The 19,625-nt window shown below is 70.2% G+C and carries 18 protein-coding genes; 11 read left to right on the top strand and 7 right to left on the bottom strand.

What is annotated here, in order from left to right; genetic code table 11:
* Positions 1-175: 175 nt before the first annotated feature.
* From HUA75_RS36100 to HUA75_RS36090, 3 genes are all read left to right on the top strand, one after another.
* Positions 176-1,489 (top strand): NAD(P)/FAD-dependent oxidoreductase, encoded by a 1,314-nt coding sequence (locus HUA75_RS36100; RefSeq protein ID WP_141647249.1) that lies wholly within the window; start codon positions 176-178, stop codon positions 1,487-1,489.
* Positions 1,490-1,580: 91 nt separating this feature from the next.
* A complete protein-coding gene (locus tag HUA75_RS36095; RefSeq protein WP_141647250.1) occupies positions 1,581-2,291 on the top strand; it encodes a glycosyltransferase family 2 protein in 711 nt (236 codons plus the stop codon).
* A gap of 19 nt (positions 2,292-2,310) precedes the next feature.
* Entirely contained in the window at positions 2,311-3,249 is a 939-nt protein-coding gene (locus HUA75_RS36090) for a polysaccharide deacetylase family protein (protein ID WP_174488979.1), read from the top strand.
* Between the two features lie 3 nt (positions 3,250-3,252).
* Here the strand turns inward: HUA75_RS36090 and HUA75_RS36085 are convergent, their stop codons facing one another.
* Positions 3,253-3,960, bottom strand: a complete 708-nt coding sequence (locus HUA75_RS36085; RefSeq protein WP_246137639.1) for a triacylglycerol lipase — start codon at positions 3,958-3,960, stop codon at positions 3,253-3,255.
* Between the two features lie 79 nt (positions 3,961-4,039).
* Entirely contained in the window at positions 4,040-5,353 is a 1,314-nt protein-coding gene (locus HUA75_RS36080) for a DUF2252 family protein (protein WP_174488978.1), read from the bottom strand.
* A gap of 89 nt (positions 5,354-5,442) precedes the next feature.
* Here HUA75_RS36080 and HUA75_RS36075 point away from each other — a divergent pair, with 89 nt between their 5' ends.
* Both HUA75_RS36075 and HUA75_RS36070 read left to right on the top strand, forming a co-directional pair.
* Positions 5,443-6,297 (top strand): lysophospholipid acyltransferase family protein, encoded by an 855-nt coding sequence (locus tag HUA75_RS36075; protein ID WP_141647253.1) that lies wholly within the window; start codon positions 5,443-5,445, stop codon positions 6,295-6,297.
* A gap of 40 nt (positions 6,298-6,337) precedes the next feature.
* Positions 6,338-7,261, top strand: coding sequence for an SDR family oxidoreductase (locus HUA75_RS36070; protein WP_174458532.1), 924 nt, complete (start codon positions 6,338-6,340; stop codon positions 7,259-7,261).
* A 474-nt stretch (positions 7,262-7,735) separates the two neighbouring features.
* On the opposite strand, the gene HUA75_RS36065 is transcribed toward HUA75_RS36070, so the two are convergent.
* A complete protein-coding gene (locus tag HUA75_RS36065; RefSeq protein WP_174458533.1) occupies positions 7,736-8,164 on the bottom strand; it encodes a hypothetical protein in 429 nt (142 codons plus the stop codon).
* A gap of 92 nt (positions 8,165-8,256) precedes the next feature.
* On the opposite strand from HUA75_RS36065, the gene HUA75_RS36060 reads away from it, so the two are divergent.
* The gene (locus HUA75_RS36060) at positions 8,257-12,093 is read left to right on the top strand and encodes a tetratricopeptide repeat protein (RefSeq protein ID WP_174488977.1); all 3,837 of its coding nucleotides are present in this window, start codon (positions 8,257-8,259) and stop codon (positions 12,091-12,093) included.
* Between the two features lie 52 nt (positions 12,094-12,145).
* Positions 12,146-12,481 (top strand): hypothetical protein, encoded by a 336-nt coding sequence (locus HUA75_RS36055; protein ID WP_141648995.1) that lies wholly within the window; start codon positions 12,146-12,148, stop codon positions 12,479-12,481.
* Positions 12,482-12,526: 45 nt separating this feature from the next.
* Here HUA75_RS36055 and HUA75_RS36050 read toward each other — a convergent pair whose 3' ends face one another.
* The 4 genes from HUA75_RS36050 to HUA75_RS36035 all read right to left on the bottom strand — a co-directional run bounded on the left by HUA75_RS36050 (position 12,527) and on the right by HUA75_RS36035 (position 16,314).
* Positions 12,527-14,611, bottom strand: coding sequence for an ATP-dependent DNA helicase RecQ (locus tag HUA75_RS36050; RefSeq protein ID WP_174488976.1), 2,085 nt, complete (start codon positions 14,609-14,611; stop codon positions 12,527-12,529).
* Positions 14,612-14,651: 40 nt separating this feature from the next.
* Positions 14,652-14,897, bottom strand: coding sequence for a DUF3006 domain-containing protein (locus HUA75_RS36045; protein ID WP_141648994.1), 246 nt, complete (start codon positions 14,895-14,897; stop codon positions 14,652-14,654).
* Positions 14,897-15,682, bottom strand: coding sequence for a DNA repair protein RadC (gene radC / locus HUA75_RS36040; RefSeq protein ID WP_174489107.1), 786 nt, complete (start codon positions 15,680-15,682; stop codon positions 14,897-14,899). Before radC ends, HUA75_RS36045 begins: the two co-directional genes overlap by 1 nt.
* Before the next feature lie 173 nt (positions 15,683-15,855).
* Positions 15,856-16,314 carry a cyclic nucleotide-binding domain-containing protein gene (locus HUA75_RS36035; RefSeq protein WP_141649135.1) on the bottom strand — a complete coding sequence of 153 codons (459 nt, stop codon included), beginning with the start codon at positions 16,312-16,314 and terminating at the stop codon, positions 15,856-15,858.
* A gap of 76 nt (positions 16,315-16,390) precedes the next feature.
* On the opposite strand from HUA75_RS36035, the gene trxB reads away from it, so the two are divergent.
* The 4 genes from trxB to HUA75_RS36015 all read left to right on the top strand — a co-directional run bounded on the left by trxB (position 16,391) and on the right by HUA75_RS36015 (position 19,624).
* Positions 16,391-17,356 carry a thioredoxin-disulfide reductase gene (trxB, locus tag HUA75_RS36030; protein ID WP_141649140.1) on the top strand — a complete coding sequence of 322 codons (966 nt, stop codon included), beginning with the start codon at positions 16,391-16,393 and terminating at the stop codon, positions 17,354-17,356.
* 96 nt (positions 17,357-17,452) lie between these two features.
* Positions 17,453-18,637, top strand: a complete 1,185-nt coding sequence (locus tag HUA75_RS36025; RefSeq protein WP_174477848.1) for a PLP-dependent aspartate aminotransferase family protein — start codon at positions 17,453-17,455, stop codon at positions 18,635-18,637.
* Complete coding sequence (moaC, locus tag HUA75_RS36020; RefSeq protein WP_141649137.1) at positions 18,634-19,134, top strand: cyclic pyranopterin monophosphate synthase MoaC; 501 nt, start codon at positions 18,634-18,636, stop codon at positions 19,132-19,134. The genes HUA75_RS36025 and moaC overlap by 4 nt, the downstream gene beginning before the upstream one ends.
* A 217-nt stretch (positions 19,135-19,351) precedes the next feature.
* Positions 19,352-19,624: a hypothetical protein gene (locus HUA75_RS36015; RefSeq protein WP_246137864.1), complete on the top strand. Its 273-nt coding sequence runs from the start codon at positions 19,352-19,354 to the stop codon at positions 19,622-19,624.
* Position 19,625: the final 1 nt, after the last annotated feature.

The following is a 19,625-nucleotide window of genomic DNA, read 5'->3' as shown; positions in this document are numbered from 1 at the left end:
GCGCGCGCAGGCTACCAGAGGCGTTTCCAGCCCGGAAAGAACGCGCCAGCCCGCAGTGGAAGCGGTCCCCCCCTTTACTCCCAGGCGGGCGGCCGAGGGGGCTTGAGATTTCGCGCCCCTGGCACCGCGCGTTCGGCTCCCCCTCACCCGGAGGAGGTGGTAGGACCGACCCGGTATGGAACCCATCGTCATCCTGGGAGCGGGGCTCGCGGGTCTCTCCACCGCCCATTTCCTCCAGAAGCCCTGGCTCCTCATCGAGAAGTCAGACCGGGTCGGCGGCCTCATCAAGACCGAGGTCATCGATGGGTGTTATTTCGACCCCACCGGGCACTGGCTCCACCTGCGGGACGCCGAAATCCAGGAACTGGTGAACACGCGCTGGCTGCCGGGGCAGATGGTCCGCATCCAGCGCAAGGCGGGCATCTTCACGCGCGGCGTCTTCACGCGCTTCCCATACCAGGTGAACACCCACGGGCTGCCGCCGGACGTCGTCGCGGAGAACCTCGTCGGGTACGTGGAGGCCATCTACGGCGAGAAGGGCCGTGCGCTGCGTGAGCGGGAGCCTCGCGACTTCGAGGAGTTCATCCTCCGCTACATGGGCGAGGGCTTCGCGAAGAACTTCATGGTGCCCTACAACCAGAAGCTCTGGACGGTGCACCCCCGTGAGCTGTCCGCCGCCTGGGTGGGTCGCTTCGTGCCCCGGCCCTCTCTCAAGGAAGTGGTGGACGGAGCGCTCGGCGCGGGCAGCGACGCGGTGGGCTACAACGCGTCCTTCGTCTACCCGCGCGAGGGCGGCATCGAGAGTCTGGCCCGCGCCATGCTGCGAGACTTGAAGGGCGGCGAGCTGAGCGTCCGCACCGAGCCCACCTCCATCGACTGGAAGGCGCGCAAGGTCGTGCTGTCCGACGGCAGGACGCTGTCCTACTCGGGGCTGGTGTCCACCGTGTCGCTGCCCGGCCTGGTGCGACTCCTAGCCCAGGGCGCCTCGGGAGTTCCCGACGAGGTCGTCGCCGCCGCGAAGCGTCTGCGCGCCACCACCGTCACCTACGTCGCCGTGGCCGCCAAGGGCGCCAACCGGCAGCCCTGGCATTGGATCTACCTGCCGGAGCCGGAGTTCCACACGTACCGCATCGGCTCACCCTCGGCGGTGTACGACGCGCTGGCCCCCAAGGACACCGCGACGTTCTACGTGGAGTACAGCCACCACGGCGAGCTGTCCCCGGCCGCCGCGGAGAAGTACGCCGTGGAGGACCTGCTGCGCTCGCAGATGATCCACTCCGCGGACGACGTCCTCTTCGCCCAGGCCCGGGAGATTCCCCACGCCTACGTCCTCTATGACGACGCTTACGGGCCCGCGAAGGCGGAAATCCTCCGTTTCCTGGAGCACGCGGGCATCCTCACGGCGGGCCGCTACGGACAGTGGGAGTACTCGTCCATGGAGGACGCCATCCTCGGCGGGCGGGCGTGTGCCCGGACGCTGAACGGCTGACGAAGTCGAGACGCGGCGCGCCGCATCTTGTCGACGGGTGGCGCGGGGCATGCTAGGCGGACCGGACCGCAGCCTGTCCGGACCTGATTCCATGGCACCGCACCTGTCCGTCGTCATCCCTGTCTACAACGAGGAGTCCATCATCACCTCGGCGGCGGACGAGCTCCGCCAGGGGTTGGATGCGCGTGGACTCGACTACGAAATCATCTTCGCGGAGAACGGCTCCCGGGACGCCACGCCGCGCATCCTCGACGAGCTGTGCGCGAAGCACCCGCGCCTGCGCTGGTTCCACTCGGAGCGCCCCAACTACGGCGTCGCCCTCAAGGCCGGCATCAGCATGGCCCGGGGCACCTACGTCATCTGTGACGAAATCGACCTCTGCGACGTCACCTTCTACGACGCGGCGCTGCCGCGCCTGGAGCGGGGCGAGGCGGACATGGTCGTGGGTTCCAAGGCGGCCAAGGGCGCCAGCGACCAGCGCCCCCTCATCCGCCGCGCGGCCACCCGGGTGCACAACAAGCTCCTGAAGGTGACGCTGGGCTTCCAGGGCACGGACACGCACGGGCTCAAGGCATTCCGCCGCGAGGCGCTCCTCCCCGTCATCCAGAAGTGCGTGGTGGACATGGACGTGTTCGCCAGCGAGTTCGTCATCCGCGCTTGGCGCGAGGGGCTGAGGGTGATGGAGATTCCCATCCAGCTCCACGAGAAGCGCCAGCCGTCCATCCACCTCTTCAAGCGCGTCCCCAACGTGCTCAAGAACGTGGGCAAGTTGTTCTACGTCATCCGCATTCGCGGCACGTGAGCGGGGGAGGGCGCGCACCGTGAGGCTGGCGTCCATCTCCGTCGACCTCGACTCCCTGCCGCACTACTGCCGCATCCACGGCCTGCCGGAGTCGCTGCTGGATGCGCGTGCCCGCTCCCTCGTCCATGCCGTGGCGGTGCCTCGTTTCCGCGAGCTGCTCGACACGCTCGGCGCGCCGGGCACCTTCTTCGCCATCGGCGAGGACCTGGAGGCGGACACCCTTGCCTCCTCGGGCATGCGCGCGGCCCATGAAGCGGGCATCGAGGTGGCCAGCCACAGCCACGCGCATGACTACGCCCTCACGCGCCGGGGCCCCGCCGCCATCCTGGAGGACCTGCGGCGCGCCGATGCGGCCATCCTCGCGGCCACGGGCGCACGGCCCGAAGGCTTCCGCGCGCCGGGCTACACACTGAACGCGGACCTCTACGCGGCCACCGTCGAGCTGGGCTACCGGTATGGCTCGTCCGCGTTTCCCGCCACGCCGTACTACGCGGCCAAGGCGGCGGTGATGGGCGCGCTGTCGCTGATGGGGCGCCCGTCCCGCTCGGTGCTCGACACGCCTCGCGTGCTGCTCGCGCCCCGCGTGCCGTACCGCCCGGACCCGGCGCGGCCCTATCGACGGGGCACAGGCTCGGTGCTGGAGCTGCCCATGGCGGTGACGCCCGTGCTGCGCTTCCCGTTCATCGGCACCTTCGCCACCACGCTGCCGCTGCGGACCCTGCGAGGTGCGTGGCGCTCCTGCCGCCGCGACGCGTTCTTCAACTTCGAACTCCACGGTGTGGACGTGCTGGACGCAACGGACGGGATTCCCGGCGAGCTGGTCCGACAGCAGCGGGACCTGCGCGTTGGCGCGACACAGAAGCTCGAGCGACTGCGTGAAATCTTCGGCTGGCTGAAGTCCGAATGCGACGTCGTCACGCTGCGCGACGCGGCCGGGCGGCTGTCCGCCACGCTGTGAGCGTCACCTGGCCACGGCGGGCGAGCCGAGCACGTCCACCACCGAGTCCAGCACGCGCGGGTCGGTGAGCATCCACGGGTGGAGCAGCACGGGAAAGGTGCGCTCGCTGGCCCCCGGTAGCCGTGAGCTGGAGGCGGGGAGGATGGTCAAATCCAACGGCGTCCAGAAGCTGTGCACCTCCGTGCTGCCCCAGGGACGAGGGTCCTGCTGGAGTGCCCGCAGAAGCCTGCTGCCGGGCCGCATCTGCGCCACGCCCTTGCCTCGTCCCAGGAACGCCAGACCCGTGCCCGAATGCGGGCCGGAGATGGAGACGAAGCGCCTCACCACCAGACGCCCTCCGAGCAACTGCACCCAGTAGCGCGTGACGAGCGCCCCCATGCTGAAGCCCACCACATCCACGCGGCGGGCGCCGGTGCGTGCGCGCAGGGCCTCGGCCTCGCGGGCCACCTGCCGGGCCAGCACGGGAATCCCCTCACTGCCGTTGTTGGGGACCATGGAGACGGCGTGGACATGGGGCCAGCCCTCGCGCTCCAGCCGGCGGCGCAGCAGGTCGAAGGCGCTGGCGTCGTCGCCAATGCCATGGACGAGCAGCACGGGCACGCGCTGCTCCACGGGCGCAAGCCGTGGAGACGACGCGGCGAGTGCGGCGGCCGTCACGGCGCACCCCGAGAAGAGCCAGGCCAGGCCCAGCAGGACGAGCATCGTGCGCATGCGGGGCGAGACATGGCGACGTCACCCCTGGCTGGCATGGGGCCACGGGGGCATTCGTCCACTCGTGGCGGCCCGGGGCTCAGGTGCCGTCACGCAGTGCACTCCAATCCGCCCGCACCTGGTCGGCATAGGCCCGCGCGAAGGCCGACAGCCGGCCCGTGGCCTGGGCCGCGTCGTCGCCCACCCAGAACCGCAGCTCGCGCGCCTGCTCGGGCGTGGCGCCGTGGGCCCGAGCCAGGACCTGACCGACCTGGGTGAAGACCGAGACCAGGTCCTTCTTTCCCGTCAGCGCCCCGTCTCCCAGCTTCGCCTTCTCCGGCTCCAGCTCGCGCACCAGGAAGGCCCGCCCTCCCATGCGAGTGGCACCGGTGAGCGGGTTGGCGTGGCCGGAGATCCGGCGCTGCGCGTCCACCACCGCGCTTCCGTCCGCTGGAAGCGGAGGCGACTCCACGCTCGGGGCGAGCAGTTCCTTCAGCTCCAGCAGCACGGGAGGCGCCTTCGGGTCCGCCGCGCGCGCCAGCACCCAGTACCGCTCCAGCCCATAGCTGCTGCCGCCCGCGTCCAGCCGCTGGGCCACGTCCAGCACGCGCGGCGGCAGGGCGATGTCCTGCCGTCCCGTCAGCGCGGCCAGGGAGTCCGCCAGGGCGGCCCGCACCTCCCGCTGCTTCGCGGGGGAGACCGACTTCAACGTGTCCGAGGTCCGGAAGCTCGCGGCGTCAGGGCCCTCCATCCGGGCATGTTTCTTCACCAGGGCCTCTCGCGACGTGTCGTTCGCGTCCCCGAGGAGGTCATCCACCGGGCCGGTGGCCTCCTTCTTGGTGAGGAATGCCCCGGGGTTCTCCGCACCTCCGGCGAGCGACTCGAGTGTCGAGAAGTATGCGTCCGCGAAGGCCCGGAGGACGACCTCTTGTTCCTTGGGAGACAGCCCCGCCTCGCGCGCGGTGAGCACGGCGCTGGTCGCCATGCGCGTCAGGTCCACCTCCGGCGAGCCGCGTCCGGCCTGGTCGAAGTCGTTGAGTCCCCACACCGGTTTGCCTTCTGGCCCCCGGAAGGTGCCGAGGTTTCCCACGTGCGCGTCACCCACCACGGGGATTCGGGGCGCGGGGCGGTCCACCAGTCGGGCCTCGGCGGAGTAGGGGCCTCGCAGGTCCGCGTGGAAGAGGGCGGGCATCATCCGGAAGAAGGACGACGGACGCTCGCGCATCAACGCCAGCTTCTCCTCGAGGCGCGCGGGAGGCAGGTCCAGCCGCGCATGGAAGTCCTGGCTGAACGTCACCGCCTGCCCGGGCGCGCGTCGGAGGGTGGACGCGGAGGCCCTGGCGCTACTGGCGGGCGCCGAGACGGGAGCTGCGGCCTTCGGGGTGGAAGCCGCGGGGCGGGGAGGAATTCGCATGAGCGTGGGCTCCTCACGTTATCCCGGATGGGCACGGCAAGGTTTCCCCACTCCCGGTACGGGGGCCGGTGGTGTAAAGAACCAGGGATATGCTGGAGCGACTCGGCGACCGAGTGAAGAAGGGCCTGCGCGAATGGACCGACCGCCTGGCCAACGACGAGCAGAAAGAGCGGATGCAGGCCCTGGTTCGGCCTGAGAACGAGTACGGGGTCGACCCGTTCGGCTACAACCTCGACTTCAGCCTGTCGGCGGTGGCGCCCTTCCTGTGGCTCTATCGCAACTACTTCCGCGTGGAGACCTACGGCATCGAAAAGGTCCCCGCCGGCCGCGTGCTGCTGGTGTCCAACCACTCCGGCCAGCTCCCCCTGGACGGCGCCATGATTGGCGTCTCCCTGATGCTGGAGGCCAGTCCGCCCCGCGCCATGCGCAGCATGGTGGAGAAGTGGGTGCCGTCCCTGCCGTACGTCTCCACCTTCATGGCGCGCATGGGCCAGATTGTCGGCACGCCGGAGAACTGCCGGCGGCTCTTGGAGTCCGACGAGGCCATCCTCGTGTTCCCGGAAGGGCTGCGCGGCATCAACAAGCTGTGGCCCCAGCGCTACCAGCTCCAGGAGTTCGGCCTGGGCTTCATGCGCCTGGCGCTGGAGACGCGCACGCCCATTGTCCCCGTGGCCGTCGTCGGCGCCGAGGAACAGGCCCCCGCGCTCATGGACCTCAAGCCCGTGGCGAAGCTGCTCGGCTTCCCGTCCTTCCCCGTCACCCCCACGGGCCTGCCCTTCCCGCTGCCCACCAAGTACCGCCTGTACTACGGCGACCCGATGCACTTCACGGGACGCCCGGACGACGAGGACAGCGAGCTGGACAAGAAGGTCCGCACCGTGAAGGCGGCCATCCAGTCCATGCTCCACCAGGGACTCAAGGAGCGGCGCGGGGTGTTCTGGTGAGCGCCCGCGCCCCAGCTGACGGTGTTATGAGGCTCGCACCATGAGACCGGCCGTCGTCGTCACGGGCATCAGCGGCAACCTCGGCCGCACCCTCGCCAAGCTCCTCCACAAGCACGAGCGCATCATCGGCATCGACCGGCGTCCCTTCGTGGGCCGGCCGAAAGACGTGGAGATGTACGAGCTGGACCTGCGCAAGAAGAAGGCGGAGGACGTCTTCCGCAAGAACGAGGTCCGCGCCGTCATCCACATGGGCATCATGCATGACCCGCGGATGAGCGAGGAGGAGCACCACTCCTTCAACGTCGTGGGCACCACGCGCCTGTTGGAGTACTGCGCGAAGTACGGCGTGAAGAAGGTCGTCGTGCTGTCCTCGGCCAACGTCTACGGACCCAGCCCGGACAACTCCAACTTCCTCACCGAGGACGCGCCGCTCATGGCGGCCAGCCGCTTCTCCGGCGTGCGTGACTTGATTGAAGTGGACATGCTCGCGCATGGCTTCTTCTGGAAGCACCCGCACATCGAGACGGTGATTCTGCGGCCCGTCCACATCGTCGGGCCCACCATCAAGAACGCGCCCTCCAACTACCTGCGCCTGCGCCACCCGTGGATGCTGGCCGGCTTCGACCCCATGGTGCAGCTCATCCACGTGGAGGACGTCGCGCGCGCCATGGTGGCGGCCCTGCGCCCGGAGCCCAAGGGCGTCTACAACATCGTCGGCCCCGGAGAAGTGCCCCTGTCCGCGGTGATGCGCGAGCTGGGCAACTCCCCCATCCCCGTCCCGCACCCCCTGGCCCGGCCCCTGTTGGGCATGCTCTTCAAGTACCGCATCGCCAACTTCCCGCCCCCAGAACTGGACCACATCCAGTTCCTGTGCGCCGTGGACGGCAGCCGCTGGGTGCAGGACGTGGCCTGGAAGCCCCACTACTCCATGCGGGAAACCATCCGCGCGGTGCAGGCCGAGTAGGGAAGGAAAGTCCGAGGGTTCCCTGACACGGTTGTCGTGCATGGCACGACGCCGGAGGCTGGACCCTCTGACAGGAGTGTCAGCACCCCGACGGCCTGCCCCCCTCATTGTCGGGCGGCCGCGAGTGCAAGCCCTTGAATCTCCAATGCAGGGCCCCGCACGCCACCCCCGGTGCGCGGAGTGGCATCGCCATTGCTCTAGGTTCCGGCGTCACCGCGCGGCGACGCGGGCCTGAACAACACCGTCGCCCCGCTCACATGTCAGGGCGCTCCATTGGGGAGCTCCCGACGCCCATCGACTCGGCCGGCCCCGAGCCGATGGGCGGATTCTTGTAGGGCACTCCATTGGGGAGTTCCCGACGCCCATCGACTCGGCCGGCCCCGAGCCGATGGGCGGATTCTTGTAGGGCGCTCCATTGGGGAGCTCCCGGCGCCCACCGCCTCGGCCGGCCCCGAGTCGGTGGGCGGTTTCTTTTCAGGGCAGCGCGCCCTTCAGCTCGTCCACGAAGGGCCCCGCGTCCTGCCGCTCCAGGAGCCACACGCCGTCCCGGAAGACGAACTCCGAGACGACGACGGCGGTGTTCTCCGAGGCGGACGGCAGGCGCATCCACTGGATGCGGCTCTGCACCGTGGCGTGCGCCCCGTCCTCGGCCAGCCGCACCTCCTCGATTTCGTAGTCGGTGATGGAGAGGTCCCGCTCGTCATGGAGCTCGACGCGGGCGCGCGAGAACGCCGCGCGGCGCTCCGGGACGAGGAGGCGGGAGGCGCTCCGGAAATCCTTCCACCGGATGAGCTGGTGGAACTTGTCCACGGTGGGCTTGAGTTCTTCCAGGTCGGATTTCTTGGATACGGTTGCGCATCCCGACAGGGCGAGCGCGAGAAACAGGGCAGGCAGGCGATTCACAGGGGGAACGGTAGCATCCGGTGGCCGCCCGGGACGAGAGCACGGTGGTATGGTCCCGCTCCCCCGCCCGAGCACCGGAGTCGCAAGCCCACATGGCCAAGTCGATGGTGGAGCGTTACGAGCAGCTCCTCCGGCAGGACCCCACATCTTCCGTCTTCGTCGAACTGGCCAAGGCCCTGCTGGAAAAGGGGGACGCGGCACGCGCCATCGAGGTGTGTGAACAGGGCATCTCCCACCATCCGTCCTCGACGGTGGGACGCGTGCTCTGGGGCAAGGCGCTCATCCACCTGGGCCGCCCCGCGGAGGCGATGGAGCAGTTCGACAGGGCCATTGCCATCGAGAAGGACAACCCCTACGCCTACAACCTGATTGGCGAGGTGTTGCTCCAGCGCGGGCTGTACCGCTCGGCGCTGCCGCTGTTGCGCAAGGCGGTGGCACTGCAACCCAATGACGGCCGCGTGAAGCTGTGGCTGGAGCAGGCCCAGCAGGCGCTGGCCGGTGGACCGGCTCCCGTCTTCGCCGACCTGATGGGGCTGGAGAAGACCGCGCCGTCGTCGGAAGGGGAGTCCGACGGAGAAGCGAAGGCCGAGGGCGACGACGCCGAGCCCTCGCCAGTGGCCGCGTCTCCGATGGCGGCCGCGAGGCTCCGGGCCGCCGCGCTCGGAGATACCGCGAAGGCCGCGACGGCTTCGGGTCCCGGGGCCGCGAGGAACGCGGGCGCCCGTGCCGCCGCTGACCTGGCGAGCGCCGCGGCGGCGGGTGGGCGCGCGAGCGTGGGGGACGTCCCCGCTCGCGAGGGCGACGCGGATTCGGCGGGGGGCGTGAGTGCCTCCGGCTCCGCCGCGGACGCTGGAACCTCCGAGGACACGGCGGCGGGCACCGGGGGCGCTCGCACCCGCTCGGGTGAGCATCCTGCCGCGTCCGCGGCGGGGTCTTCGCTGGGGCTGATTGACCGGCCCGTGCCGGTGCTGGTGCCCTCGCTCGGTTCCGAGCTGCCGAGCCTGGACCTGTCGTTGTCGGATGAGGATGACGCTCCTCGGCCGTCGGGCTCGGAGCCTGAGTCTGGCGCGCGGACGGGAGAGGGCAACGAGCCCCCGCCCCAGGATTCGCTGGGAGCTGCCTCCGACACGGCGGGGGCTTCTGAAGACCCGACGTCCACGGGCGAAGGGGAGGCGGGGACCGCGCCTGCCGACTCCGACGACGACGTGCTGCTGCGCTCCAGCGAGTTCACCACCGCGAAGCCGGTGATTCCCGCCGCGTCCGCCGACTCCGACGACGACGTGCTGCTGCGCTCCAGCGAGTTCACCACCGCGAAGCCGGTGATTCCCGCCGCTTCGGGAGGACTCCTCGGAGATCTGCCTCCGCCGGACCCCACCGCGCAGAATCCCGTGGTCGCTCGCGCACAGCCCGCGACGCGGGGCTCGGGCTCCAAGCGCTCGTTGCTCGACGACCTGCCGGAGGCCTCCGAGGCCGCCGGGAGCGCCGCGAAACCCAAGGCGGGTCAGCCCAAGCAGGACACCGAAGCACTCACCGCCGCCTACGAGAAGGAGCTGCGCCAGAAGCTGGTGCGCGAGGCGGCGAAGACGTCCTTCCTCAAGCGCAACGGCGTGAAGGTCGCCGGAGTGACGGCGCTGGCGATGGTGCTCATCACCATCGTCGTCGGCTTCCTCCGGATTCGCGCGGCCACCGGTGGCCAGACGCTGAACGAGGCGCTGGCCCGGGCCGAGGACCTCATCACCCAGGACACGCGCGCTTCGCTGGATGGGGCGTTGCAGCAACTGGGTCGCGCCCTGGAGATGGACGAGGGCAGCAGCCGCGCCTGGGCCCTCACGGCCTGGACGCATGCGCTCCTCTTCTCGGACCACGGCATGTCTCCGGAGGACCGTCTCAAGGCGCTGGAGGCGCTGGAGAAGCCGGGCGTGAAGGAGGCCGCGCCGGGACTGGTGCTCACCACCAATGTCCTCGTGGCGGATGACCGGGGACGGGAGCCGGCGCGCCGCGCGCTGCTCACCTCGATGGACGAGAGCACCGAGGCCCAGGCGCTCGCGGCGAGCATCCTCCTGGCGTCGAAGGACGAGAAGAAGGCGCTGGAGCGGTTCGACCGCGCGCTGCGGACCTCGCCCGCAAACGTGCGGGCCCTGGTGGCGCTGGGCGGCTATTACCTGGCGTCGGAGGACTTCCCGCACGCCATCGAGATGTTCGAGAAGGCGCGCACCAAGTCTCCCAAGCACCCGGTGGCGCGCATCGGTCAGGCGGAGGCCCGGCTCGCGCTGGAGCAGGAGCTGGACGCCTCGCTCGCGGATGTGGCGCCGCTCGCGGAGGACAAGGCGCTGCCGGCGGACCTCAAGTCGCGCCAGCAGTTGGTGCACGGCCGGTTGTTGTCCGCCGTGGGCAAGCACGACGAGGCGCGCACGTTGCTGGGGAAGGGCACGCAGGGGGCGCTGGCCTTCGACTTCCAGCTCGCGCTGGGGGCCGCCAGTCGCGCCGCGGGGAAGCTGGATGCGGCGCAGGCCGCGTACGAGGCGGCCCTGAAGCTGCAACCCAAGAGCGACGAGGCCCGTGAGGGGTTGGGCCGCACGCTGCTGGACAGGGACCGCGAGCGCGACGTGTTGACGCGCCTGGAGGCCGACAGTGGCCGCAAGGTGTCCCTGGTGCGAGGCGCGGCGTACGCGCGGCTCGGGGATTGGAAGCGCGCCCGCGCGGAGCTCGCGCGCACGCGGGTGAACGAGCGCTACCCTCCGGAGGCCGTGTCGCTCCTGGCCCTGGCGGATGCGGCGGAGGGCAACGCGCCCCAGGCCCGCGAGCTGCTCGAGAAGGCGCTGGCCGCCTCCAAGCGCCCGCGCAACGACATGCGACTGGCGCTGGGGCAGGTGTACTGGCGTGAGCGCGCCTTCGACAAGGCGCAGGCCCAGTTCGAGGAGGCGCAGAAGGACCCGCGCGACTACGAGGCCTCCTGTTCTCTGGGGCGGCTGCTCCTGTCTCGCGGCCTGCCGGACATGGCCCTCAAGCCATTGACGCAAGCGGTGGAGCGCAACGGCGCGCACGGCGAGTCGCGCGACGCGCTGGGCCGCACGCTGCTGGCGATGGGGCGCACTCCGGAGGCCCTCAAGCAGTTCGAGGCCTGGCAGCTGGACAACCCCGGCAGCGCCGCCGCGCACAAGGGCTTCGCGCTGGCCCTCTTCCACGCCGGACGTCGCAAGGAGGCGGAAGGTGCCGCGGGTCGCTCGGCGAAGCTGGCGCCCGACGACGCGGAGGCGCACCGGCTGCGCGCGGCCATCCTGTTCGCCTCGGGTGACGCGAAGAGTGGCTTCTCCGCGCTGGAGCGCGCCAACAAGCTGGACCCGAAGGACCCGGACACCTTCTGCGAGATTGCCCACGCCTTCCTGCGGCAGGGCAACGTGGACAACGCGGACGCGGCCTTCGCGGCGGCTCGGCGCGAGGGGTCTGACGCCACCTGTGGCCGGGTGGGCGAACTCTACGTGCAGCTCCCCGGCGGAGGCCGAGGGGCGGCGCGGACGCTGGAGGACCTGGCCTCGCGCGCGCCCACTGTCTGGGACAAGGCCTTCGCCCAGGCCGCCATGGCCCGCGTGCTGTTGGGGGCCGGCGTGTTGAAGGACGCGCGGGCTGCGGCGGAGGAGGCGGTGCGGCTGGCGCCGTTCCAGGGCCGCTCGCACCTGGCGCTGGGGTTGGTGGCCCTGAAGCAGCGGCAGGAGGCCGTGGCGAAGGCGTCGCTGCTGAAGGCCGTGGAGCTGGAGCCCACGGACGGCCCGGCGTACCTGGCCCTGGCGGATGTGCTGGTGCGCGAGTCGGCGGAGCTGAATCGGGCGGTGGAGTCCTACGAAGCCTTTCTCCGGCTGGCGGGTGGCAGCGAGGAGGCGGGGCGCGTAAAGAAGGCGCTGCCGTCCCTCAAGAAGAAAGCGGCTCGCTAGCGTGCGCCACCCTCCCTCTGGCCCCGGGCCCGAGTCCCCGCTGCTGCGCATCATGTGGGGCAATGCCTTCCTGCTGTCGGCGCTCTACCTGCTGGTGGGCGTCGTGGTGGAGGGCGCCCTGCGCCTGTTCCCCTCGAAGTTCCTCCAGCGCTTGTCGCTGTCGTTGGACTCGCTGCCGGCTCGTGCGCTGGAGCTGGTCGGCGCCATGGAGCCGCTGCGTACGGCCTTCTTCAACGGCCGCATTCCCGAGTACGGGGTGCGCCTCATTTTTGGACTCACCACGGTGGCGGTCATCTTCCTGCTCGCCCTGGTGGTCGGCACCGTCATGGGCAGCCTGCGCTACCTCATCGCCCGAGGGATGCGCCGAGGCGGAGGCAACGGCCCGTAGCCTCTTCCGTCGCGAAGACGGGGGCACCGGCCGCGGGCCCTTTCGTCAGTTTGTACCCAGGGCCCGCCGGACGCGCGGCTTGCGTGGCGCCGCCAGGGGGGCTGCCTGGGGCTCATGCCCCGCGGCGCGCGCCATCAGGCAGATTTCGACGACCTTGGGGCCGAAGCGCTCCCAGCGACTCTCTCCCGTGCCCTTCACCGTGAGGAAGGCCTCTCGGTCGATGGGAAGCGTCGCCGCCAGCCCGAGCAGCGTGGCGTCGTTGAAGATGATGAAGGGCGCGACGCCCAGGTCCTTCGACAGCTCCTTGCGCCAGCGACGCAGCTCCGTGGAGGCCAGCTCGCTGTAGTTCAGCACCGGCTGTGCCGAGGCCGACGTGCGGCCTCGGGACGCGGTCGGCCCGCTCGAGAGCAGCACGGGCATCTTCGCGGGCGTGCACACGTCGCAGTTGCCGCAGGAGGTCTCCACGTCCTGCTGACCGAAGTAGTGGAGGACGGCGCGCCGCCGGCAGCGCTGCTCCCGGTCCGCGTAGGCGTAGTCCGTCATCCGCCGCAGGAGCTGGAGGTTCTGCCGCTCCTGCTCCCGGACGTGGCTCAGGTCCATGCCCAGTTCGCGGAAGGGCAGCCGCGCCAGCGCTCGGATGGAGCGCCCGGAGAAGGGCCGCCGCACATTCACCACGCCCGACTTCTCCAGCAGGCCCAGGGCGTGGCGCGCCTCGTCCACCGACAGACCGACGCGCCGCGCGAGGATGGTCAGCTCCGTGGTGACCTGCCGCTCGAGGGGAAACGTCTCCAGCAGGGACTTCAACAGCCGCTGCGCGTCCGCCGCATGCGGGTGCGCGGCCTGGGCCTTCTCCGTCAGCGTCAGCCCGTGCTCGCCCTCACCCCGTCCCCCGCGCTCCAGCTTCCCGGCGCGCTCGAAGATGCGCAGCGCCGCGGAGACCTCGAACTCACTGGCGTTCACCATTCCCGCCAGCACGTGCACGCCCCGCTCGAACTCCTCCACCGACTGGAGCACGCCCCACACGTCCGCGAGCACCGTCTCCGACGGGTGGCTGCCCTGGATGAGCCGCTCCTGCGTGTACACGTCCGAGTGGTTGAACAGCAGCACCGCGCGTGCGTCGCCACCGTCCCGGCCTGCTCGGCCGATCTCCTGGTAGTACGCCTCCACCGCCCTGGGGATGTTGGCGTGCGCGACGAAGCGGATGTCCGACTTGTCGATGCCCATGCCGAACGCATTGGTGGCCACCGCCACCGCGTCCTTCGTGGACATGAAGGTGTCCTGCGCCCGCCTCCGCGCGTCGTCCTCCATGCCCGCGTGGTACAGCACCGCCTTCAGTCCCCGGCCATGCAGCTCCGCGAAGATGCCGTCCGCCGCGCGGCGCGTGGAGCAGTAGATGATGCCGCTGCCCCCCAGCGCCGCCAGCCGCGCGCAGGCCTCGTGACGGTCCGTGTCTCCGCCGACTTCCTGCTTGCCCAGGAACAGGTTGGGCCTGTCGAACCCCATGGCGAACTCGCGGGGCTCCTTCATCAGCAACACCCGGACGATGTCCGCGCGCACTTCCGGCGTCGCCGTCGCCGTGAGCGCCACCGTGCGCGGTGGGCGCAGCTTCTTGCGCACCTGGCCGAGCTGCGCGTACTCCGGCCGGAAGTCGTGCCCCCACTGGGAGATGCAGTGCGCTTCGTCCACGGCGAGCAGGTCCACGCCCACGTCGAGGACTGTCTGGACAAAGCTCGCGCTCCGGAAGCGCTCGGGCGCCACGTACAAGAGCTTGTACTCGCCCGCGCGCAGCCGGCGCATCCGCTCCGCCCGCTCCAGGTCCGACAGCGAGGAGTTGATGAACGTGGCGCTGATGCCGCGCGCGGTGAGCTGCTCCACCTGGTCCTTCATCAGCGCGATGAGCGGCGACACCACCAGCGTCAGCCCCGGCAGCAGCGTGGCCGGGAGCTGGTAGCACAGGCTCTTGCCCGCGCCCGTGGGCATCACCACCACGGTGTTGCGCCCGCTCAGCACGGTGGAGATGACCTCCGCCTGCCCGGGACGGAACTGCGTCAGTCCGAAGTGGCGCACCAGGCCCTGCTGAGCTTCCTCGAAGTAGGGCAGGGCCAACGGCATCGCTCGCATGTTCACCATCCTGGCCCGGCCGTCAACGGAAACGGCGCCTCGCCGCCCCTCACAGCTCGAGCCCCGGCGGCACGGGGACAGCCAGGCGGGCCCTCCTCAGCGCCACCTCCAGCACGCGCAGCGCTGTCGCGTCCGGCTCCCGGCGCCCATCCACCACCACGTCCCCTTCACGGGCGTCCGCTGGCAGCTCCACGCGCTCCACCGTGCAGGCCCGCCCGGTCTCCAGCCGCACCACCTGTGCCCGCGTGTCCTCCAGCAGCTCCACCTGCACCATCCCCACAAGGCACCCCGCCATCACCCATCTCCTCCCGCCACGTTCCATTCCCGTTTCGACTCCCACTCCCCGTCCGGGAGCAGTCCCCGCTCCAGCATCGACACGAAGGCCCCGTCTCCCACCACCAGGTGGTCCAGCACCTTGAGGTTGAGCAGCTTCGCCCCCGCGACGAGGTGCCGCGTCAGCCCCACGTCCTGGACGCTGGGCTCCGGGTCCCCCGAAGGGTGGTTGTGCGCCAGGACGATGGCCGTCGCGCGGGAGACGAGCGCCGCGGCGAACACCTCCCGGGGGTCCACCGGGCACGTGTTCAGCGTGCCCTCCGCCACCCGCGCGTCATGCACCAGCACGTTGCGCGCGTTGAAGCACAGCACGTGGAAGACCTCCCGCCGCAGCGCCCCCAGCGCGGGCGTGAGGTACGCGTGAATCTCCCGAGGCGTGCGCAGCTTGGGACGCCGCTCCAGTGAACGCTGGGCGCGACGGCCCAGCTCCAGCGCCGCGAGCACCTGCGCGGCCCTCCGAGGCCCCAGGCCCGGCACCCCTCGAAGCTCCACAGGCTCCGCCTGCAAAAGCGCCTTGAGTCCTCCGCATCGCTTCAGCAGCACCCCTGCCGCCTCCAGCCCGCCTCGCGAGCGCGGTGCCAGACCCCACGTGACGCACAGAAGCTCCGAGTCGGTGAGAGCCTGTGCCCCCAACCGGAAGAGCCGCTCCCGGGACTGCTCCATGCCCCCGGGCGCGAGCGCCCCCACCGACTCCTCGCCCACCACTTCACCGCTCCCCGTCCACGCCCCGCCCATGCTCCACTCCATCCCGCCCACCTTCCCCGGCGCGGTGCTTGAGCAAGGCATGTGCCCGCTGTCGCTACCTGGGGCGCGGTGGGCCTACCCATCCCGTCTGGCTCGACAGGGCTCGACTCCCGGACGGTCACCCGCACACCACGGACCCTCTCGGGCGGCGAGAGGTGGGCGGTGCGGGCCTGCTTTCAGAAGCGGGAGATGGCGAAGAACGATTTGATTTTGTCGTTCGTCTCGCGAAGTCGCTCGCTCAGCGTCCGGACGAACGTCCAGAGCAGTACGTACGCCAGGTCCTTGTCGGTGAACATCAGCTGGTCCAGCTTGGACCTTTCGATGGCCCACACCGAGCAGGAGATGTGGGCGATGGCGTCCGCGGAGCGGGGAGAGTCCTCGATAACCGCCATCTCTCCGAAGTACTGGCCGGCTTCCAGGATGGCGAGCGCTTCCTCTCCGATGCCGGGCACCGACTTGGAGATGCGGACCTTGCCGCTGGAAATGACGAACATTTCCTGGCCGGACTCCCCCTCGCGGAAGAGGAAGGCGCCCGCCGGGTAGTCCCTGGTGTGGCCGAGTTGCGCCACCTTGGCGAGCTGGCCCTGGGTCAAACCCTCGAACAGCGCAACCTTCTTGAGGAGCTCGGCATCCATGAGGCCAGCTTCGTATCACGCGCCCGAGGGCCTCTGGTACCTTCGCGGCCTCAACGGAAAGAGGGAGGAGCCACCCGTGGCGGAGGAGAAAATCAACAAGGTGACCATCATCGGCTCGGGGCCGGCGGGTTACACCGCGGCCATCTATGCCGCGCGCGCCAACCTGGAACCGATGGTGTTCGCTGGTGGGCCCACGCTGGAGCATCCCCAGCGCGTGCCGGGCGGGCAGCTCATGGTGACCACGGACGTGGAGAACTACCCGGGCTTCCCGGAGGCCATCACCGGCCCGGAGCTGATGGACCGCTTCCAGAAGCAGGCGGAGCGGTTCGGCACGGTCATCCACATGGAAAACGTGGTGAAGGTGGATTTCAGCAAGCGCCCCTTCGTCATCGAAGGGGAGAGCGGCATCCGCGTTCTCTCGGAGACCGTCATCATCTCCACCGGCGCGACGGCCAAGTGGCTGAGCGTCAAGGGTGAGGACATCTACAAGAACCGGGGCGTGTCCGCGTGTGCCACCTGTGACGGCGCGTTCTTCAAGAACCAGGAAGTACTCGTCGTGGGCGGTGGAGACACGGCGATGGAGGAGGCCACGTACCTGGCGAAAATCGTCAAGCACGTCACCCTCGTCCACCGTCGCGACTCGCTGCGCGCGTCGAAGGTGATGCAGGAGCGCGCGCTCAACAACCCGAAGATTTCCTTCCTGTGGAACTCGGCGGTGGAGGAAGTCACCGGCAACGCGAAGGGAATGACGGGCGCGGTGGTGCGCAATCTGAAGACGGGCGACAGCCAGCTGCTCAATGCCACGGGCCTGTTCGTGGCCATTGGCCACACGCCGAACACGGAGCTGTTCCAGGGCATCCTGGAGACGCACCAGGGCGGCTACCTCAAGACGGTGGCGGGCAGCACCCGCACGAACATCCCCGGCGTGTTCGCTTGTGGTGACGTGCAGGACAGCTACTACCGTCAGGCCATCACCGCCGCCGGCACCGGCTGCATGGCGGCCATCGACGCGGAGCGCTGGCTGATTGAGCAGGGCGAGTAGCCCGCTCACCACCGCGTGACGCATGCTCCAGGCCGGTCCGTCTCTATGACGGACCGGCCTTCTTTTCGAGCCAGGCAAGGGCGGAACAGGACTCTCATGAGCACGAAGCAGAAGACGCTGGCGGTGCACGCCGGAACGCGGCTGACGGGCAGCAAGGCGGTTCCCGTCTCGCCCCCCATCTCCGTGTCCGCGGTGAGCTGGTTCGACAGCAGCGACGACCTGGACGGCGCGCTGGACGGCAAGGACTACGCCTACGCCCGCATCAGCGCTCCGAACACCACGCTGCTCGAAGAGGCCGTGGCGGCGCTGGAGGGCGCCGAGGCGTGCGTGGCCTACGCCAGTGGGATGGCCGCGCTTCGCTCGCTCTTCGAGGCCCAGGACTTCCGGCCTGGCGACAGGCTGGTGATGCCGGCGGACGGCTACGGCGTCACGCGCGCGCTCTACAAGAAGCTGTGTGCCGCGCTCGGCGTGGAGCTGCATGCGCTGAAGCTGACGGACGCGGGGACGCAGGCGCGCATCCGCGAGCTGAAGCCGCGCCTGGTGCTGGCGGAGAGCATCACCAATCCGTTGCTGCGCGTGGCGGACCTGCGCGAGCTGGCGAAGGCGTGCCGGGACGTGGGCGCGGCCTTCGCGGTGGACGCCACGTTCCCTTCGCCCATGGGGCAGCGCGTGCTGGAGCTGGGCGCGGACTACGCGGTGCAGTCCACCAGCAAGTGGCTCAACGGGCACAGCGACGCGCTGGGCGGGACGGTGAGTGGTGCGCGCTCGCGCATCGACGTGCTGCGCGCCGCGCGCGTGCTCTCCGGCGATGTGCTGGGTCCGTTCGAGGCGTGGCTCACGCTGCGCGGCCTGCGCACCTTGCCCGTACGGATGAAGGCCCATGCCGAACACGCGGCGCACGTGGCGCGGCGGCTTGCGGAGTCGCCCCTGCTGGAGCGGGTCATCTACCCGGGGCTGGCCTCGCATCCGGACCATGCGGTGGCTCGCGAGGTGCTCAAGGATGGCGGCCCCATGGTGTCCTTTGAAATCCGGGGCGCGGGCCGCCCCGAGGCCATGCGCTTCCTGGAGGCGCTCAAGGTCGGTCGACCCGGTCCGTCGCTTGGGGACGTGTGCACGCTGGTGATGCACGCGGCCAGCGCCAGCGCGCGACGCCTGACGCCCGAGGAGCGCGAGGCGGCGGGGATTCGCGAGAGCCTCATCCGGGTGTCCGTCGGACTCGAGGACCCGGACGACGTGGTGGATGACCTGCTCCAGGCCGTGGCCCAGGGGGTGGGCCGGTGAAGATGGTCGATGTCGGCGCGAAGCCGAAGACGGAGCGCGTGGCGGTGGCCACCGCGCTCTTGCGCATGTTGCCCGCCACGCGGGAGCGCATCCTCGCGGGGAAGGTGGAGAAGGGGGACGTGCTCGCCGCGGCGAGGCTCGCCGGCATCATGGCCGCCAAGCGCACCCCGGACTTCATCCCGCTGTGCCACCCCATCGCCCTGTCCGGAGTCGAGGTGACCCTGGACGCCGTGAAGGAGGGGCTGTCCGTCCGCGTGACGGTGCGGACGGTGGACCGCACGGGCGTGGAGATGGAGGCCCTGACGTCCGCGTGCGCTGCGGCGCTCACCGTCTATGACATGTGCAAGAGCGTGGACCGGGGCATGGTGCTGGAGGCCGTCCAGCTCGAGCACAAGTCCGGGGGACGCTCGGGGACCTGGGAGCGGGGCTCGGTGAAGGACGGTGCGGGGGCGACTCGTGCCGCCACGTCACGTCCACGCAAGCGCGCGAAGGGTTGAGCGCGGACGCGCTTGCGAGCGCGTGGGAAGGGGAGCGCGACATGGGCCCGTGCGGGCTGCCCGGTGTCCGCTTCAGGACGTGGACAGTGTGCTCCCGAGCACGGCCCTCCCTGAACTCGTGCCCTCCGGGGCTCCCGCTTGTCGGAGCGGTCGTCCAGATTGGACTCTCGCCACCATGCGCCCAGCAAGCGCGGGGGGCCGTAGAGGAGGTCCAAGGGTGCTCAACGTCAGGACGACCCACTCCACCGTGGGGCTCCTCGCGCTCATGGTGGGCATGGGCTGCAGCCCCGCCTCCGGGGACGGGGACGGAGACGCGCCGGAGTCGCCCACGCTCGTCGCGGCGGGGGCCCACTCACGCTGCTCCCCAGGGAACTCGGGTCGCCGCTCCATCTCCAAGGACCCGAAGGGCTGCCGTCAAACCATGTTCGTCTGCGCCCCGGGCGAGACGCCCTTCTTCGACGCGTGTGGCTGTGGCTGCGAGCGCAGGTAGC

The sequence above is a fragment of the Myxococcus sp. CA040A genome (assembly GCF_013336725.1).
Classification (GTDB): Bacteria; Myxococcota; Myxococcia; order Myxococcales; family Myxococcaceae; genus Myxococcus; species Myxococcus llanfairpwllgwyngyllgogerychwyrndrobwllllantysiliogogogochensis.
Note: the sequence above shows the minus strand (reverse complement) of the source record. Positions and strands in the feature narration are given on the sequence as shown.

What these genes read in the sequence shown, in the direction of transcription:
- HUA75_RS36035 (WP_141649135.1), bottom strand. Translation starts at nt 16,314, where the DNA reads ATGGATGCCGAGCTCCTCAAGAAGGTTGCGCTGTTCGAGGGTTTGACC.
- HUA75_RS36100 (WP_141647249.1), top strand. Translation starts at nt 176, where the DNA reads ATGGAACCCATCGTCATCCTGGGAGCGGGGCTCGCGGGTCTCTCCACC.
- HUA75_RS36045 (WP_141648994.1), bottom strand. Translation starts at nt 14,897, where the DNA reads ATGGCGGGGTGCCTTGTGGGGATGGTGCAGGTGGAGCTGCTGGAGGAC.
- HUA75_RS36025 (WP_174477848.1), top strand. Translation starts at nt 17,453, where the DNA reads ATGAGCACGAAGCAGAAGACGCTGGCGGTGCACGCCGGAACGCGGCTG.
- HUA75_RS36060 (WP_174488977.1), top strand. Translation starts at nt 8,257, where the DNA reads ATGGCCAAGTCGATGGTGGAGCGTTACGAGCAGCTCCTCCGGCAGGAC.
- HUA75_RS36055 (WP_141648995.1), top strand. Translation starts at nt 12,146, where the DNA reads ATGTGGGGCAATGCCTTCCTGCTGTCGGCGCTCTACCTGCTGGTGGGC.
- HUA75_RS36085 (WP_246137639.1), bottom strand. Translation starts at nt 3,960, where the DNA reads ATGCGCACGATGCTCGTCCTGCTGGGCCTGGCCTGGCTCTTCTCGGGG.
- HUA75_RS36075 (WP_141647253.1), top strand. Translation starts at nt 5,443, where the DNA reads ATGCTGGAGCGACTCGGCGACCGAGTGAAGAAGGGCCTGCGCGAATGG.
- HUA75_RS36080 (WP_174488978.1), bottom strand. Translation starts at nt 5,353, where the DNA reads ATGCGAATTCCTCCCCGCCCCGCGGCTTCCACCCCGAAGGCCGCAGCT.
- HUA75_RS36095 (WP_141647250.1), top strand. Translation starts at nt 1,581, where the DNA reads ATGGCACCGCACCTGTCCGTCGTCATCCCTGTCTACAACGAGGAGTCC.
- radC (WP_174489107.1), bottom strand. Translation starts at nt 15,682, where the DNA reads ATGGAGTGGAGCATGGGCGGGGCGTGGACGGGGAGCGGTGAAGTGGTG.
- HUA75_RS36050 (WP_174488976.1), bottom strand. Translation starts at nt 14,611, where the DNA reads ATGGTGAACATGCGAGCGATGCCGTTGGCCCTGCCCTACTTCGAGGAA.
- HUA75_RS36070 (WP_174458532.1), top strand. Translation starts at nt 6,338, where the DNA reads ATGAGACCGGCCGTCGTCGTCACGGGCATCAGCGGCAACCTCGGCCGC.